General features: G+C 44.5%; 11 protein-coding genes and 1 pseudogene. 3 read left to right on the forward strand and 9 right to left on the reverse strand.

All coding sequences use genetic code 11. The features are described from left to right. Positions 1–85: 85 nt before the first annotated feature. The 9 genes and pseudogenes from A6049_RS00520 to A6049_RS00560 all read right to left on the reverse strand — a co-directional run bounded on the left by A6049_RS00520 (position 86) and on the right by A6049_RS00560 (position 14655). The gene (locus A6049_RS00520) at positions 86–2665 is read right to left on the reverse strand and encodes a glycosyl hydrolase (RefSeq protein ID WP_063562723.1); all 2580 of its coding nucleotides are present in this window, start codon (positions 2663–2665) and stop codon (positions 86–88) included. 287 nt (positions 2666–2952) lie between these two features. Next, complete coding sequence (locus A6049_RS00525) at positions 2953–5832, reverse strand: family 78 glycoside hydrolase catalytic domain (protein WP_063562724.1); 2880 nt, start codon at positions 5830–5832, stop codon at positions 2953–2955. A gap of 76 nt (positions 5833–5908) precedes the next feature. Then, on the reverse strand, positions 5909–7438 hold the full coding sequence (locus A6049_RS00530) for a glycoside hydrolase family 28 protein (RefSeq protein WP_063562725.1): 1530 nt from the start codon (positions 7436–7438) through the stop codon (positions 5909–5911). A gap of 78 nt (positions 7439–7516) precedes the next feature. After that, positions 7517–8386 (reverse strand): carbohydrate ABC transporter permease, encoded by an 870-nt coding sequence (locus tag A6049_RS00535; RefSeq protein ID WP_063562726.1) that lies wholly within the window; start codon positions 8384–8386, stop codon positions 7517–7519. After that, positions 8386–9178, reverse strand: a pseudogene (locus A6049_RS34515) (ABC transporter permease). Before A6049_RS34515 ends, A6049_RS00535 begins: the two are co-directional and overlap by 1 nt. 43 nt (positions 9179–9221) lie before the next feature. Continuing rightward, positions 9222–10724 carry an extracellular solute-binding protein gene (locus A6049_RS00545; RefSeq protein ID WP_063562727.1) on the reverse strand — a complete coding sequence of 501 codons (1503 nt, stop codon included), beginning with the start codon at positions 10722–10724 and terminating at the stop codon, positions 9222–9224. 107 nt (positions 10725–10831) lie between these two features. After that, positions 10832–12643, reverse strand: coding sequence for a cache domain-containing sensor histidine kinase (locus A6049_RS00550; RefSeq protein ID WP_063562728.1), 1812 nt, complete (start codon positions 12641–12643; stop codon positions 10832–10834). A 3-nt stretch (positions 12644–12646) separates the two neighbouring features. Beyond that, complete coding sequence (locus A6049_RS00555) at positions 12647–13663, reverse strand: response regulator transcription factor (protein WP_063562729.1); 1017 nt, start codon at positions 13661–13663, stop codon at positions 12647–12649. Positions 13664–13917: 254 nt separating this feature from the next. Further along, the gene (locus tag A6049_RS00560) at positions 13918–14655 is read right to left on the reverse strand and encodes an SDR family NAD(P)-dependent oxidoreductase (protein WP_063562730.1); all 738 of its coding nucleotides are present in this window, start codon (positions 14653–14655) and stop codon (positions 13918–13920) included. 176 nt (positions 14656–14831) lie between these two features. Here A6049_RS00560 and A6049_RS00565 point away from each other — a divergent pair, with 176 nt between their 5' ends. The 3 genes from A6049_RS00565 (at position 14832) to A6049_RS00575 (ending at position 18684) form a co-directional block, all read left to right on the forward strand. Next, positions 14832–15437 (forward strand): TetR/AcrR family transcriptional regulator, encoded by a 606-nt coding sequence (locus tag A6049_RS00565; RefSeq protein ID WP_063562731.1) that lies wholly within the window; start codon positions 14832–14834, stop codon positions 15435–15437. Between the two features lie 278 nt (positions 15438–15715). Further along, the gene (locus A6049_RS00570; protein ID WP_063562732.1) at positions 15716–16336 is read left to right on the forward strand and encodes a TetR/AcrR family transcriptional regulator; all 621 of its coding nucleotides are present in this window, start codon (positions 15716–15718) and stop codon (positions 16334–16336) included. A 47-nt stretch (positions 16337–16383) separates the two neighbouring features. Then, on the forward strand, positions 16384–18684 hold the full coding sequence (locus A6049_RS00575) for an MMPL family transporter (RefSeq protein ID WP_063562733.1): 2301 nt from the start codon (positions 16384–16386) through the stop codon (positions 18682–18684). Positions 18685–18707 lie beyond the last annotated feature (23 nt).

The raw sequence follows: 18707 nt of genomic DNA on the forward strand, positions 1-18707 counted from the left end.
TCGTTTCTCGCGGCTTTCAGCCGTCCCAACAGAAAAAGGCTGGAGTAGGGATATCCCCGCTCCAACCTTTATTATGCTTGCCTGCTTACGGCTCAATTCCCCAAACCAGTTGACCGTTGATATAGCCGGTAACCTGTTCATGGTTTGCGAACTGAGTACTCGATGCCTTAAACGAGTAATCGTTAGCCTGGTTGTAATTGGACCAGTTATTTTTGGAGAAACGTGCTTGAATTTCTGCGCTTTGTCCGGCATTAAGCGTTCCGGCAGAACTCGTAAAACCAACTTCCAAAACATAATCCGCTCCGGCAACTGGCGTTGCCAATTTAACGAATTTGCTGGTTACATTTGCACTTCCGATACTGGCCCAGTCAGACCAAAAACTCTGTGCTTCTTCCCCGTCGATCGTATAGTAATACCGGAGCTTTACATCACTTAACTGAATCGCCGAATTACCGGTATTGACCACTTTGAATTTAGGTGAGATTCCGTTGGTGGACACACTTGTATTGCCGTTAAAGGCTTGGATCGTCAAATTCCCAGAGGGTACAGAAACACTGCTGTCCACTACGTTTACTGTTAGAACAGCGTTATTTCCTCCATTAAAATGAAACGTTATCGTATTTTGGCTTAGCGGCAGCGTGGAAAGGTAGGATTTGCGCAGAACGATGGCATTGCTTGATGCCGTATAATCCTGGCCTGATACAAGTGTATAATTCCCATTCGTTATGCTTGTAAGCTGTCTTCCGTTTAAGGTAAGAGTCAAGGAAACATCCTGTGCTAGATTCGCTGCTTTATCAAATGTTGCATTCACGGGCGAAATTACAGCGCTTGTGCTTGGTGTTGAATCAACAATTTTAACTTTTAATACAGGATCTTGCCCTTGATTAAAATCAAAAACGATGGAATGTTCGCCAACCGGCAGTCCGGCTAAGAATTCTTTTTTCAGCAGTAACGTACTTCCGCTTAACGTATAATCCTGATTTGCAGTCAATGCAGAGGTACCTATCCGTAGACCGGTTAACGTATTACCGTTAAAGTTCACGGTTATGGCCTTGTCGCTTGGATTGGGCGTATGTTTGTCAAATTCAACGGTTGTAGGTGTGAGGGACGCGTTTGATGTTGGATTGTTAACCTTCAAATTAGGCAGTTCATTCAGCGTAATGACATAATCGCTTTGATAAAGCGTTTTCAGAGTTGCCGGATAATTAAAGGCTGAACTCATGAGATGCTCGCCGTACCACGGGCAGAAGTAGAGCCATCCTGATTTTTCCTCTGTCAGATTCTGTACACTTGGGACGGTATCATTCTCCGTCATGGCCACCATTTTCTTGCCGCCCGTTAAATCAACCAGTTGATAGAAGATCGAGGTAATGGCATCCTCATTCGGTACGCCGGACAACCCGTCAGTGCGGTTGTAGATCGTATTGTATTTATCATAGCCGACAATATCTACCCGATCGTCACCAGGGTACCATGCAGGAGAAGTGTTATATACGTAGCTGTTGTAAGTCCAAATCAAGTTGTGCAAACCGTAGGTCTCTGTAAGTTCAGTGTAGAGCATATCCCACAGTTGTTTGTACACATCTGCACCTGCGGAAGCCCACCAGAACCAGGCGCCTTCTCCATTTAACCCACCGTTGCCCTCCGCCTCATGATAAGGACGGAAAAGAACGGGCACATTGTTATCTTGCAGAATCAACAGTTGTTCCGCCAGATCATCAATCGTACTCATTACGTATTGATATTCTTTCGTACCAGGAATTACGGCGTTGGCTGTATTAAAATTGGTTTCTGTTGGTTTATAAGTAGCCTCTTTCCAATCCACATGGTCACCAAGCTGGTAGGTCGTGAAATTTCGGGGTACATTAATATGCCAGGAAGCTGTCGCAATTCCATCCCGGTTATTCACCCAATCGATCATTCGATCGGTTGTGCCGTCTTCCCATCCGTAGAGCGGATTATAGTTCATAAAATCAAATCCGCGGATAGCCGGATACTTTCCGGTTAAATTATGAATCCAATCAAACTCCAACTCCGTATTGCCATCGTTTCCACCACCGTATATCTCCTGTTGACCTGAGATAATATGATTGCCATAAACCTCCGTTAAATAATTCATCAGAAGTTGTGTTTCCGGTGTGGCTTGAGAATCAGTAAGGACAGGCTCAACATCCAGGGGATCAAGATTGGCATAGTCCACAGTGAAGGTGTCGAAATAAGCGAAGCCCCAACCAGCCTTCAGTTGAATCGTGTTGCTTCCCTGATTCAGCTTCTGATAACCAAAATTGAAATCAGACCATGTTGTTGTGTATGGCAGCATATATGAGCCCTTGGTAACACCATTAACGGATAGATATTGAAGTCGGCCGTCGGCACTAAGCTCCTGCATGTATCGGGTAGAAATTGCATACATGCCTGTTTCGGGGACAGTCACAGTGAAGGTTATCGTGCCGGAATTCTGCATCCAGACAAATCCACTTCCAGAAAATCCGGGCTTGGGTTGTCCGTAAATTTCTGTCGTCACTTGAAGATCGGAGGAAAGTAAAGCGTTTTCGCTTTCGATCGTAAAAAGTGGGGAATCTGCATGAACGGGTACTGTCATCAATCCAAGAAGCAGAGTCAATGCCAGCATTAATACGCCTGTCTTTTTGAGCAAAATCATCATCATCATCTTCCTTCCCATTTTAAAATATGATAAAGAATGATCCCTCTGTTCACTCATGATGGCGCTTTCATTGTAAACATAGCATATGTATCAAGTTTTGCAAATATATGGACGAAAAAAAGCCGCAATTTGCGGCTTTCATTGGGAGGCTGTTTTTATCTCCCAACATTTTATCCTGTCCTCCCCTCCAAGTAGTCACACGGTCAACTTAAGGGGAGACTATCAAATTGGCGACTTCCTTCATAAGATCATACATGTTTGCCTTCTGGCAGGTTACCTACTATTCATTAATCAGCGGGATAAGACAGCCTCTTGGTCCTGACAGAAGTAATGCTACCTGTCATTCCATTCGGCAACCGAATATCCAGTTCGATATTTTCAGGAGCGGTTATCCTGAGAAACATCGTATTATCTTCAATGCGCCAATCCACCTCGATTGTCCCAGCGCCTGGCAGCGGTACCGCTCCCCGAGCCCAGCTCAATCCACATGGCACCGGTTCGATACGCACTTTGGACCAGCCTAATGCATCGCGCTTCACCCCGAGCACGCTTCGCCCCAGGAAATAGGCAGGTCCGGCAGACCATGCATGGCAATGGCTACGCGTAAGCTGGTCAGGATTGGCCCGGTTTTCCTTGAAGTTCGGGTACATCTCCCAACAAGTCGTTGCTCCATGCTCGATCATTCTCCCGAAGTTTTGGCGAATGTCGCCCAACATGACCTGTTCACGTCCCATCGCCTCCAGTGCTTCGTAATAAAAGAACGACATAAATGGGCTGCCGCTCGGAACGAAAGAGACAGGCGGTTTATCTAAATAATTTTCCAATTGTTCTTTCCGGTCACCTTCGGCGACACCGCATAACAGGGCGATGACCTGCGTCTGCATACTGAAGATATCGGAACGGCGGCCATCTGCGTGGATGCAGTCGATATATGCGCTCTGCTCATCATCCCACAACCTCTCGTTGATTGCCTGAGCGAGTGATGATGCGGCCTGCTCGAATTTCAAGGGATCCGCTGTGGAGATTTCCGCTTCGGTTGCGAGTTTTACAGCCTGACGCAGAGCCATGACAAGCAACTGATTCTGATGAGTCACGACACCGTTATTCGGTTGATCGATCGGTGCCCAATCCAGCAGATTCCATGCTCGTATCTCCAATAGTCCTTCTTTGTTGAGATGCTGTAAGTAATGTTCCAGTGTATAACATACATTTGGCCACATCTCAGCCGCAAACTCTCGGTCCCCAGTGTGCTCGACATATTCCAAGCAGGCGATTGTCCAGAGAAATGTCCAGTTCGGAATGACACTGTTCCAGCCGCTGGGAACCTGATCAAGATAAAGTGGTGATTGATACTTCGAGCCCGGCACAAGGCGTAGACAACGCTTCACAATATCAGTGGCCCCAAAAACATAATAGTTAACAAGTGCTTCATTGCGACTGTCGCCTATCCAAAATGTCTGCTCATATGCCGGGCAATCAACAAATGTGTCTTCCATGCACAGTTGTGTCGTGTGTCGGCTAATTTCCCAGATGTCGTTTAGCAGCGGATCTGAGCATTGGTACGAACCAACCTCCGTTACGGGATACGTGCTTTGAACTATATAAGTCTCATACAGCTTGACCGGATCTATTGCTCCACGTATCGTCAGCACCGCATATCGTAAACCTCGACGGATCGGTGATTCATAACGCTGCCTTCCGCCGCTGCTAATAAAACGGAGTGTATTGTCGAGAGAGTAAGTATGTTGACGATATTCCCCCTTCATATACTCAATGCCATAGAAATCGATGACGGTTCCCTTCGTTGCCTCAATTTCGAACCCGAGAAACCCGGAACGTTGCTTGCCAAAATCGATAATAAGCTCCATATCACTGTCCATGAATCGAGGCAACTCGGCGTACTCCGGTGTTGCCAGCAGACAACGCTCTAGTTGCTGCGGCACCGCGTACGACTCCGCTATAGGACGCCACACATTTGCTCCGAATACATCGTGTTCGGTGTAATATAAGGAAGCCAGCGGTCGAATCCACTCTCGTACTGGCTCTAATTCGAGCATTGATGCTGCACCAGCGGACTGATTGAAGTGCGGATCATATGAATTCACATGACGCTCCTGCAGCGTGTCGATGCAGATCACTTCGTCGAAAGGTCCGACCAGCACAAATGGCGTTTCTCCCCCATGCAATGGGCATTGGAAGGAAAAGGGTATTGATGTATCAGCGGCAATGTGGAACGTACCACCATGGTCCTGCTCGGATACATCCATAAGAAGGAAGTGCTCCCCTGCATCCAGATGCACATCAAAATACCGCTCCGGGAATACTCCGTACCAATCTTGGACTAGCTGTCCGTCGATCCATACCCGCTCTTTGCGTGCCGTGTTGGGAAATCCTAATGTAATGTTACCTGTCTCGGGAACAACGAGCATCGTTGCAATATACCCGATATACTGAATCTGATTGGCATGATCAGCCGAGCTCGGAACCATGGCGTTGCGGAGATCAATTGCCGCGTTCCAAGCCGGTGGTTTTACACGCTGTAAGGACTCGACGCGCGATGGATACAACTTTTCCTCTGTAAGGATTGGAATATCTCTGGGGATGAGTGTTTTCCAAGGTCCAGCACCTACTGGCCCCACGACGTCAGCTAACGACCATGACGAATCACAAAATGATGACTCTTTCCAACCTTCCTCCCCTGCTCTTGCGTCGAATACCTCAGCGAATGCTTGCTGGCATGACATCCGCGGCGAGATTAAATGTGCGCCATGCTTTTCCGTTCGCCACGAATCATCTGTCGCCGTTATCACCTCTCCGTTCAGTGTAATCTCCGCAAGTAAACCGCCACGTCCTCTAACGTAGTAAAAATTAGATACGCCGTAATGCATGACAAGCACTGCGAGCGTATTTTTGCCTCCGGGTTTAAGCAGATGTCCGATGCGATGTGTATCATAAAACTGTTGCGCTGGCCACGACCGGATAGGGCCGCGTCCAATGCAGATCCCATTTACATACGCTATATAACGAGAGTCCGCACTGATGCGCAGCACCGCTTCCTCGGCGTTGTCCGTAACATCAAAGTTCTTACGGAAACGTCTCCACTCATTGCGTGGACTGTCCTCATCGCCGCCCCAGATCCATCTCGCCTTCCATGTTAAGTCGGTCATTGACTTTCCCCCACATTTGTATTGACAGGACTTCCAGATCGAAGTATCCTAGCAAATTGCGATTATTATGCAGCTGTTAATTTACATTTACAAATCGCATGGCCTCTCCCTCTCGGGCATTCACCGTGACGTGATCCAGCACAAGTCCGCGGATGTTATTCGCTATAAAGCCATGCTTGCCAACGGCAGTGATGTTTTCAAGGCGGATATTCTCAAGCGGACTCTCTACTAGGCCAGTGAGATAGATAGCGTTACCGGCAACCGTATCCAATGTGATGTTCTGGAACAATATATTTCGAATGACCGGAGTTTCCTCATTCTTAGGCTGGGTTCCATGCGGATCAAAAATCAAATCGCCGTAGAATTGGTCCACATACAATGCCCCACGGAACCATTGGGTATCTTGAAGTTCAAGATTTTGGTTGGTGAATGTGCAGTCCCGGTAAGTAATATTTTCGATCACATTACCTCGACCACGGATGGCTTTAACGCTAGCGATACTGAAGACATTATGGAACTCGCAGTCTTCTACCAAGACGTTACGCACACCGCCGGACATCTCACTGCCCATAGCCACCCCGAAACCGCTGGTAAAGCGGCAGTTACTGATACGCACATTCTCCGTCGGAATGCCTACTGCTCTACCCTCGGCGTTTCGACCGGACTTGATGGCAATACCGTCATCCTGGCTTGCGATGTGGCAGTTAAAGATATATACGTCACTGCAGGAATCGGGATCCAGCCCGTCGCCGTTCACAATACCTTCATACAGGTTGCCCTCTTCGTCATATTTTGTGTGAATGCCTACACCGTTGACACTTACGCCATTACAGTAGACTATATGCACACACCAAAAGGAAGATTGACGCACGGTGACCCCGTGGATGTACACATTATCAGTATTTCGGATACATATGGCTGACCCCGGTTTGCCCGCAACTTCCGATAACTCTTTTTTGCGAAGTGCGCTGCCGTTGGCATCTATTTTACCGGGACCAGCGATGGTGATGTTGCTTAAACGACCACCCTGCGTATCCTGTGTGTTAACAAGGCTGGCGTAACATGTTCTTTGCAACCCCTCCCAACGAGATTCCAAGAGAGGGTAGTCCTCTGTATCGGGACTGCCAAGCAATACTGCTCCCTCTTCAAGATATAGGGTCATGTCGCTTTTAAGGTATATGGCTCCAGTCAGAAACACACCTTCGGGAATAGTTACTAGGCCGCCTTGGCTGCAGGCGTCGATAGCAGATTGGATTGCCGATGTGTTCAACGTTTCGCCGTCTCCCACTGCGCCGTAGGCTGCAATATCAAACACTTGGGGTTGAGGCCTTGTTATGATGCATATCGTGTTGCTTTGCAGCGGTTCCTCTGTCGACATATACGTAAGAACATATATAAAATACTCGTGTTCAGGTGCAAGACCTTGCAAAGTGTAGTCTGTGTTCTTAGTGGTTGCAGCGAGGGAATTGTTCACATACACCTCGTAGCGTTCCACGCCGTAAGATGCGGGCTTATCCCACAAAAGGGCTATACTGTCTGCTGTTTGGGCTGCGGGCGGCGACGTAAGACTGAAGGTTAAGTGTGTTGGTACTTGTTCGGTCTGCATTATGCGTTCTTCCCTTCCTATTCGTTCCGTAGAATACCTTGCTTGATATATCGTTGTAATCATTCTATCGTTCACACATTATCCTTTGACCGAACCTAACAGCATCCCCTGTGCGAAGTGCTTTTGCAAAAAGGGATAAACGATCAGCAATGGTAATGCCGTTATCAGAATCGCAGCCATCCGAGCCGATGGCGTATATGAGAATATCGGCTCAGCCAATTGACCGATCTGTTCATCATTAATGATTAACATCTGTCGCAAGAAGACTTGGAGCGGCCATTTCGAATTATCATTGAAGTAAATAATTGCCGAGAAATAGGTATTCCAGTTTCCTACCATATAAAACAATGTAAATGTCGCAATCGCGGGCTTGGCTAGAGGAAGAATGATCGTACCGAGTAAACGCCATTCCCCACAGCCATCAATGCGTGCTGATTCCTTCAATTCCATGGGAATCGAACCAAAAAAACTGCGCATGACAATTACATTGAAAGGAGAAACCGCTGCGGGAAGCCAAATAGCCCAAAAGGTATCTACTAACCCCAACCCATTGACCACCAGGTAAGTGGGAATCAAGCCTCCACCGAACAACATTGTAAAGAGCACCATAAAGTTGATTACTGTTCTGCCTTTTAACCATTGCACGGATAACCCATAGGCCATCAGCGAAGTGACTGTAATATTGATAAATGTACCGACCACTGTAATAATGACCGAATTTTTAAAAGCATCAAGGAAACCAGGATTATACAGCAAATATTGATACGCCTCGAAGGTCCATTTACTTGGTAAGAGAAAGAAGCCCCTTGAGTAATAATCGCTTTGTGGTGCAAATGAAGTGACGGTGACGTAAAGGAGCGGCAGAAGAATAAAGACAGAGGCAAGCAGCAGCAAGATATATATAACCGTTCTAAATACTTTTTCTCCAACCGTTAATCTTGCATTCATCAGTAAACCCCTTCCTCTCCAAGACGTTTGGCGATCGTATTTGCCGTAACGACCATTACAATCCCGACAACCGACTTGAACAGACCAATGGCTGACGAGTAGCTGAAGTCGCCCTGCACGAGACCCTGTCGGTACACATAGGTATCGAACACGTCAGAAACACTTAAATTCAGCGAGTTTTGCAAGAGAAAAACATGCTCAAATCCAATGTCGATAAAGCTGCCAAGCCGTAATATGAGCATAATCAATATGACGGACTTCAGCGCAGGAAGAGTTATATGCCATATTTGGCGCATCTTTCCTGCACCATCCACCTTTGCGGCCTCATACAATGTGGGGTCAACGGCGGCGAGCGAAGCTAAATAAGACCACCCAAGATAAAAAATGTGGGGCGTATAAAATCGTTTGAACCGTGTTTTTGAAAAATCGATTTCTCACTTCGTTTAACAATATGGCTACTATGATGGGAGCCGGGAATGCAACGAGCACGTCAAGTAGATTGAGGAAGAGTGTATTTTGCAGTAGCAGAAGAAAATCCTTCTCAGTGAAGAGGCGTACAAAATGATCCATACCTACCCATTCGCTTCCCCATACCCCTTTGAAGGGACTGTAGGACTTAAAGGCAATGAGAATGCCCCCCATCGGACCATAGCGGAAAATTAAAAAGTAAAGCAAACCTGGCAGGATCATCACATAGATGGGAAATGCTCGAATCAAATAACGCTTAAACTTGCTGGATTGAGAAAACACTCCGTATCTTGATGCTGAATGTCTGATTTCCTGATTATTCATTGCGTTTGCTCCTCCTGCGAACTGCTTCCATTAATTCATCTGGTCATTTGGCGGCGGCTTCATTGACTTCGTCTATGATGTTTTGACCACCATTGGCGAGCCATTCAGCCGAAGCATCTGCAATACTGTCAATGGGAGCTCTTCCTACGATAATTTTGGATGCCGCCTCTTCGAATTTCAAATTTAAATTCGCAAGCTTCGTCTTTGCGGTATCCGAATAATATTCAATCCCGGGTGCCGCATTAGGCCATTGGTATTTCAACACGTTTTCCGCATATTGTTCATTTCGTTTCATTTCCTCTTCATCGGTCCACAGATACAAATTGAAATCCGTCCCTGGACGTTTAAACAAACTACTGTTTAAATAACGCGGCATTTCAGGCTCCCACCGATCCGTAACTTCATAGCTTCCATCTTCCTTTTTCACATAATGGATACCTTCAATTCCATTTTTCATGACAGTTGTACCTTCATCCGTTACCCACCAATCCAGAATTTGCAGAATACGGTCTTGCTTTTCCTTACTGGCCTTCGCGTTGATTACCTGTTTATTGGTGCCGACGGTCCAATTCAAATTACCGCGCTGACCTTCTGGTCCAATCGGCGGAGCCAAAGGTACAATTTCGGGGTTCGAGTCCGGGAAATTATTTTTAATTTGCCTTACGAGATCCGGATAGTTGTTGTGATAAGTAAACAACCCAAGTTTATTGCTTTTATGGAGTTCCTCAATATCACTGGATTTACGCAACGCGAAATCTTGATCTAACACGCCTTCCTCATATGCTTTGCGCATGAAAGCGAGATAGGCTTTTTGTTCTTCAATTTGCACTTGCGGTGGTATCAGTTGTCCGTCTTTTTCAATCCATTCGTTAGCAAGCCCAAAGGCGCTTTTCAATGCCAAATTGTCCTTTGAGAAGCCTATCGTATCCTTTTGGTTATTCCCATCGGGATCTTCCTGTACAAATGCCTTCGCTATTTCATAAAATTGGTCAACGGTGAAATGTTCTTCATCCGGTACGGGTATCCCCAATTGTTCTAACCAATCTTTACGGACTTGGATGGTGTCCCGCGCAAGCCACGATATTTCTGGCAGTCCGTAATTTTTGTCTATCGGATTAAGGATAGTCACGGCCGGATCATCAGCAGGAAAAGCCTCGCTCAAGTTAGAATAGTTCGGGAGTAATGGCTTAAGATCAACGAAAGCTCCTTCACCCTGCCATTTCAGATACGTATCTGGGTCAACCCGATAGAAATCAGGAAGGTTCCCAGAAGCTGCCATTACCTTTAACTTCTCTGCATATTCAGGACCATTAATAAATTGCAGTTTTAAATCGATATTAAATTTTTCATTCAAATACTGAATGGTGGGATGATCTGCTGCCCACTTCGATCCACTCCAATACTGCACTGCCATGTTAATCGTCAGCTTTTCCCCAGCAGCTTGTTCGTTTGAACCTTCTTGATTGACGCTACTCCCGGAACATCCTGCTATAAGGCTCATCACTAAAATAATGGCCACTATAGTTGTGATTACCTTGTGGTTCATATGCGTCCTCCTTTACCAATGTTCTTTACAGACTTAAGTATACGCTTTCAAAAATATCGAAAATTGCACAATCCAACGATATGTTATCTGATTTTCTTTTTATTTGATTATCCAAATGGCAACCGAATGGATACCACAGTTCCTTTCCCTGGAAAAGAACTGAGATGAACGCCATAACCTTTTCCGTAAACCAACACCAACCTGTTATGAATATTGACAAGTCCAAGCGAGTCTTTTTTTGATATGTTATTTCCGGTTGAATACGTTATATCAGCTAATTCCTGCTGCAGTTTGCTCAGAAGTTCTTCCTCTATCCCTTGTCCGTTATCCACTATTTCAATAATCAAATCCCCTTTGTCGGGATATGCACTGACGATAACCGCTGCTTTACCGTTTCTCGGCTCTACAGCGTATTTGACAGCATTTTCCACAATCGGTTGCAACGTTAATTTGACGATGCGAATGCCAAGATACTTGGAATCCACATAAAGCTTGCTCTCAAAATGTTTTGAATATCTGACGTGAATAATATCCAAGTACTTAGATAGTTGTTCAAGTTCTTCGCTTAAACTTACTTCTGTTTGATCAAATCTGGCCGTATACCGATATAATGACGCCAAATTATCTGCCATACGCTCTACGCGTGAGGAACCTTCCAGGAAAGCAATGCTTTTAATAATGTCCAGGGTATTGTAGAGAAGGTGCGGGTTAATTTGATTTTGTAACGCTCGGATGACAGCCTCTTTCTGCATTAGCTGAAGCTCCACTTCTTTTATTTCCATCTGGGTAACGGTCTTCACTAATTCATCCAGTCTTTTGGTCATCCGGTTAAAACTCAAATTTAACAACTGAATTTCATCACGCCCAGGTTTTACGTTCGTCTGGACTGTCAAATCGCCTTTCTGCACTTTGTCCATAGCTGCTTTCAACTGAGTAATCGGCTTAACAAATCTGGTAGCCAGAATCGGTACAGTTACAAAGATAAGCAGAGCAAGCACAGCCATTGCGATAATCGCCGAGTTACGCGCAATTTGCTGCCCAGAGGCCATTTCATCTAACGGCACGATTGCGACTGTCTTCCAGCCGGTTAATTCTGATACACTGTAAGAATGTAAGTACTTTTCACCATTCCAATTTTGGATCTCGTTTTTGTGTCCTAACGATAATCCTTCCAATCCCGTTTTCTCTATTGGTAACGACAAATAAGAGGAATCGGAATGATAAACAACCGAATTATCCTCGGACACAATAAACATATAACCCGTCTGCCCAATGCGCATTTTTCCGATGATTTCCTCGATTTCGCTTAATCTCATATTGATAATGAGCTTTCCCGCCAACCCTACGTTTTCAACGTCGTAAATAGGAATAATGAGTGATAAGACAGGATAAGAGGTTCCTTTTACATAAAAGGTGGGCTGTAATTGTAGATGTTCCGTAAAATCCAAACCATACCATGGCTGTGTCTCAACAACATCTTTAGAGGTGTTCCCTTGCGCTTGTAGCACTCGATCATCCAATGACATCAAGTACATGTTGTCTATTTCCGGATAATTGAAAGAGATGTATTTGTTTAAAATGTCCTTAATGACTCTTTGTTTTTCCGTGCTTAGATCGGAACTCCGTAGCCACTCTTGAATGAGCCCAGAATCTTCATTGTCAGATAAGGGACTGGTATAACGCAGCGGACCGGCAATCATGGTATACGTTGATTTCGCCATTTGTTGAAAGTAAATATCCAACTGGTGATTAAGGCTAACGGTTGTTCCCTCGGCTATATTATAAAAGTCTTTTTCAGTTGCCCTGCCGTAATATAAGTTAGATAAAAAATTCATTACAAGTACTGAAAGTAAGGCAACGCCAATAAAAGCAACAATCATTTTTTGGTTTAGTGTAAACCTACTGAGTAACGTCTTCAATGCTCACCCTCCCATCCGTTTCCGATACTCGCTTGGAGTCATGCCAGTAAGGCTCTTAAACACGCGTATAAAGTAAGGTTGACTAGAGAAGCCCGTATTCTCAGCTATCATATAAACTTTATCATTGGTATTCAGCAGCAGCTTCTTTGCTTTTTCTATCCTTACGTTATTGATATAAGAAACTAGTGATTCTCCAGTATATTGTTTGAATAAAAGACTGAAGTGGGAGACACTCACCGCAGAATACGCGGCCATCTCCATAAGGGAAATATCATCTTTGTAATGCGATTGAATATATTCGCAAGCGCGTGTGACGAGTTGACGATGCTCTTTTCGGTTAAGATCCGGCTGTAAAAACCATGATTCCAGCATCTGACTAAGGTGGCGGCGGATCATTTGATCATTCATACTTTTAAAATCATTGATTAGCTCACGGGATATTCCAGTCGTCGCTGTCCATAAATCACTGAGTTGCGTTTGCACAATTCGCAAAAAGCTGAGATATGCCCCATGATTGACTGTTTTCAACTTGAAAATGGCATCCAGTAATTCACTGAATTTTTTCATACCCACGATGGGTTCCAATTCGTTCACGGTCTCAAAAAAAGTTTGGATCCGAATCAGATGATGATTCATTTCCGATATAGCCGTTAGCTTTTCCATCGTTCTTAACAAGGTTGATTTCAACAACTCCATCTGAATAGGTTTTAACAAATACTCTGTGACGCCGTATCGAATTGCTTTTTGTGCGTAATGAAAATTATCGTAACCACTAATAATGATGGTGGCCATTGGTATTTTTTCTTCCTCTATGTTTTGAATTAATTCGAGCCCATCCATCTCGGGCATCATAATATCGGTAATAAGTACTGTCGGCCACAGTTGCTGTATCATAAACCAGGCTTCCAGACCGTTTGTAGCCTCACCGACTACTTCAATGCCATGACCAATGCTTTCTACCATTTCCACGATAGCCGCCCTTATCCACGGTTCATTCTCTGCTATAAGCACCCTAAGCATCCTCGTTCCCCTTTCAGCTCTCTAACCATCTTTTTTTAAAACGCTTTCATAAAAGATTCTACCATTCTTAATTAGATCGATTATCGCCCGTTCATAATGTAAGTGCAATAAAATTCAATAACATCATTGCTATGGATCCCTCCCGGATCGGTTAACTTTAAACTGAAACGCAACAAAACCTGAAGTCAATACTTCAGGTTTTGTTGCGTTTCTATATGTTAAAGATCCTCATTTTCGGACGTAACTTACTCCTCTTATTGGGCGGTGTATCCACCATCCACGATTAGACTATTTCCTGTCATATAGGATGAATCGTCGCTAGCTAGGAACAGTACGGCTTTGGCCATTTCATCTGCTTGACCAAGCCGCTTCATTGGTGTTGCCGAAGAAAGAGCCTGTTTGCTCTCTTCTGGAATAATCGGTGTATCGATGAAGCCTGGGCAAAGTGCGTTCACCCGAATATTTTTCTCAGCATACTCCAGCGCGAGTGAACGAGTCAGATTCACAACGCCACCTTTTGCTGCATTGTAGGCTGCAGAACCAGGTGAACCAACCCATCCGTACATGGAAGCCGTGTTGACGATAGTCCCTCCGCCAATTTTGAGCATTTCTCGGATTGCTTCACGCGCGACCAAGAATACGCCGTCCAGATCTACATTCACCGTATTGCGCCATTCAGCATATTCAAGCTCATGCGAAGGATGAACACGCCCGATTCCTGCATTGTTAAATACGATATCCACTTTACCGAAAACCTCTACGGTTTTTTTGAAAATCTCAGCAACCTCTTGCTCACTCGTGATGTTCGCTTTAATAAACAGAGCGTCAGCTTTAAGCGCTTTCAGTTCTTGCTCAAACGCCTTACCTTTTTCTTCATTCAGGTCCACCAAGACCACTTTGGCTCCTTCTGAAACGAATAAGCGTGCTGTCGCTGCGCCGATTCCGGATGCCCCTCCCGTAATAATTGCCACTTTGTCTTGAAGTTTGCCCATGATTAAATCCTCCAGTATACTATTTTGAATAGCACCTATTTGCATATGTGCTATATGACGTTTACAAACATAATTGTATGCTTAAAATTGTAACAATCCAATCATTAAGATACGATGATATGTCTACTACATAGACACTTGGTAAAACAATGTCTATTTTTATAGGAGTTTTATGTATGAATGATGAACAAATTATGAAATCTCAACAGCGCAATCGAACAGAAGAGCATCTTAAAAGCGCTCTGATCCAACTCATTAAGAAAAAAGGCTATCATGCCATCTCTGTCAAAGACATCGTTGATCAGGCAGGTTATAATCGCAGTACTTTTTACTTACACTACCAAGATAAATTCGTGCTCGCCGAAGAATTGTTGAATACGAAGCTCGAAGGTTTGAGACTCGCCGTAGGCAAGCCATATTCGCATGGCCAAAAGGTCTACACCAACAAGCTTAATTTTGAATCTTTTCAAATCATCGATTATATCTATGAAAACCGAGACTTCTTCGAATTGATTCGATATGATGATACGTTACCTGGTCTGCATACAGGTTTTCCTCAGACTATCCTGAAAATCTATGAGGAGCAGTTTATCTTCGAGACGATCAACGATTCCCCCGTTAACATGGAGTATTTTAAGTACTATACGGCTTACGGTTTTTTTGGAATATTGAACAATTGGATATTAAGCGATTTTCGTGAATCACGTGATATGTTTATCAAGAACGTAATCGAACTATCAAAAACACATATTCATTCTTTTCATTATGTGGGGGACAATTAGTTAAATTGCATTTAGAGACAAAGAAGAGGAATCGTATCCTCCACTCTTTGTCTTTTTTTGTCTTTCCCCCTCTTTTTCTTATGGAATTTATTGAATGATTATTTCTCAATCTGCTTATCTATAAATTTGCCTCTTGAGTAAATTTGCACAATGAGCAAATTGAAGTTATGATAATTTCGAGTAAATACTAAGGAGTTGAGTGAATACCAAATGAAAACAATCTACTATCGAGAGAGTTATTTTCTCCAGAAGCATGCATGTGGAGGTGTACGCATCTGATGGCCAAGCAAACCCTGCGACATTTAAAAAAAGAAGCTACTGAAAAAGCGCTAGCGACTACAGCATTTGAACTAGCACTTGAACATGGGTTGGACGGTTTTGTTGTCGAAGATATCGTGCAAAAAGCCGGTTATTCCAGAAGAACTTTCGCAAACTATTTCACATGCAAGGAAGAAGCAGTAGCCATTGGAGCTACTTCAGTTAATAACACAACTGAGTTTGAGAATTTGATCACCAAAATTCCACCAAATGCCTCTTTGCTTGACATTTTGTATCAACTAATCCAGATGCAGCTTACAGCAGACCTTATAGGAAGATTGCGTGAACTTCTGTTACTTTCCCAAAAATATCCTGTTCTCGAACCGCATTTCCTTGGAGTAGTACACCAAATGCAGACGACTGCTCAAGAGACATTATTAGACTTATCAAACGGGAATGATGACGAGGTATATACTTATCTACTTATTAACGCGGCCTACGGAACCATTCTTCCATTAATTGACGGAAGACTTAATGTGCTGTTACCAGGACAAAACATAAGTGACCACCAAAGAACTGGGGCTGTATCGTTCGATGAGTTTTTAGAAAACATGTTTGGTCACTTGCGCAAAGGATTCTAATACAGTAGCAATCCATATTCACCATAGAGGGAGTGTAAAACAAAGATATGTCTACATTATTATATAGAGTGGGGAAAACCGCTTTTCGCAAACCGGGGTACTTTATACTCGGATGGATTTTAATTTTAGGAATTGTCGTCTCGATGATCAGTGTGAATGGTGTGCATATCAGTTCCGAAATGAAGATTGAAGGCACAGAATCTCAAAAAGTTCTGGACCAGTTAGCCAAAGAATTACCTGCGGCCTCAGGCGGTCAAGGGAGTGTTGTGTTTGAATCACCTCCAAACGAGCGTCTAGATACGCCAGAACGATTGGCAGCAATCACAAAGGGTGTTAATGATGTTTACGGGATAAAAGATGTGATTAACCCTGCAGATTATGCTGCTGAAGCCAGCGGCTCAACTGCTGAGATGGCTCAGGCTGCCAGTACAGAGCAGTCTGAAACAGCGGCTGCTCCCTCCTATGGTCCTCTGATGGTGGATGGTGTTCCAGTACCGGGTGTTCTTCTCTCTCCCGACGGCAGAATTGCTTTGTTCCAATTTCAGTTTACCATTGAGCAGTCTGCTATCACGCAGGATGTTTTTGACTCCGTAATAGATTCCGTCATGACTGTTGAGAAAGGAACCAATATTACGGTCCTACCAGGTGAAACACTAAAAACCGTATCCATCGGTGTAGGATCCGCCGAAATCGTTGGACTTGTTATTGCCGCGGTTGTTTTGCTGGCCACACTTGGATCCGTTGTAGCGGCAGGACTGCCTCTTGTAACTGCACTTCTAGGTGTCGGCATCGGAGTGGGCGGAGCATTCTCCATTTCCAAATTCATTGAAATGCCTAGTGTCACTTCGGTTTTGGCTCTTATGGTTGGACTAGCAGTTGGAATCGATTACGCTCTATTCATTGTAAATCGTCAACGCCGGATGATTATTGATCAACGTCTGAGTGCACAAGAAGCTGCTGCCAGAGCTATTGGTACATCGGGCAGTGCTGTATTTTTTGCAGGTTTGACGGTTATCGTAGCTCTATGCGGTATGCTAGTAATCGGTCTTACGTTCTTATCGACAATGGCGTTGGTAGCTGCTGCAACCGTGCTCATCAACGTATTCGTTGCCTTAACCCTTTTACCGGCGCTGCTCGGGTTGGTGGGTGAGCGTATCTGTTCGCCTAAAGCTCGTGAGAAAAGCGCCAAGTCTAACAAAGCGGCTGGTCGAGGCGCAGCTGACAGATGGGTTAAATTCGTTATCAAGTATCGTTGGGCCACAATTGTCGCCATCATCGTACTTCTTGGTGTCGCAGCAATTCCGATTACAAAAATGGAGATGGGCATTCCTGGAGCTGCTTCAGCGAATCTGGACACGACTGCAAGACAAAGTTATGAAGCAATTTCCGAAGGCTTTGGAGAAGGCTTTAACGGACCACTTATTCTGGTCGCCGAGCCCAAGGATTCTTCAACGCAGGTCTCTCCCGAACTCGTAGGTAATCTTGTGAAAGAGCTTCAAAGTCAAAAGAATGTTGCGCAGGTTTCACCTTTAGGCATGACTGAGGATATGGCTATTTTTAGTCTGATTCCTGAAACTGGCCCTAATGATAAAACCACCAAAAACCTGGTAAATGATTTACGTTCTTCTGAGTCGAGTATTGCACAGACGTATGACGTTAAGCTTGGAGTTACCGGATTCACTGCCGTAAATATCGATATGTCGACCAAGCTGGCAGAGGTATTCCCTATATATGTAGGAATTATTATTCTGTTGTCCCTTATCATTCTACTCTTGGTATTTCGTTCAATCATCGTGCCAATCAAAGCAACCATCGGCTTTCTTCTTAGTATTCTTGCTACGTTCGGAATCACGACAGCTGTGTTTCAGTGGGGCTGGCTCCACTCTCTCTTCGGCTTCGATACAGGTGGTCCGCTGCTAAGCTTTATGCCGATCATTGTTACGGGTATCCTTTATGGACTCGCAATGGATTATCAGGTTTTCCTTGTTAGCTCCATGCGGGAATCGTATGTTCATGGTCATCGGGGGACTGAATCCGTCGTTCACGGGTACAAACAAGTGAGTCGTGTCGTAGTTGGAGCCGCTGTAATTATGGTTTCTGTTTTTGCAGGGTTTATTTTCACGGATGATGTCATGATCAAACAAATTGGATTTACGTTAGCTGTAGGAATCTTGATCGATGCCTTCATTATTCGAATGGGATTGGTCCCGGCCATCATGGCTATTTTCGGGAATAAAGCGTGGGCGCTTCCGAAATGGCTGGACCGCATTCTGCCGAACCTTGATGTCGAAGGCGAGAAACTGATTGCTTCACTCAATGCTAAAGATAACGAACATCACAAGTCTTGATGCGGCAAATTATTTAGATTTGA

This window comes from Paenibacillus sp. O199 (genome assembly GCF_001636635.1).
GTDB lineage: Bacteria > Bacillota > Bacilli > Paenibacillales > Paenibacillaceae > Paenibacillus > Paenibacillus marchantiae.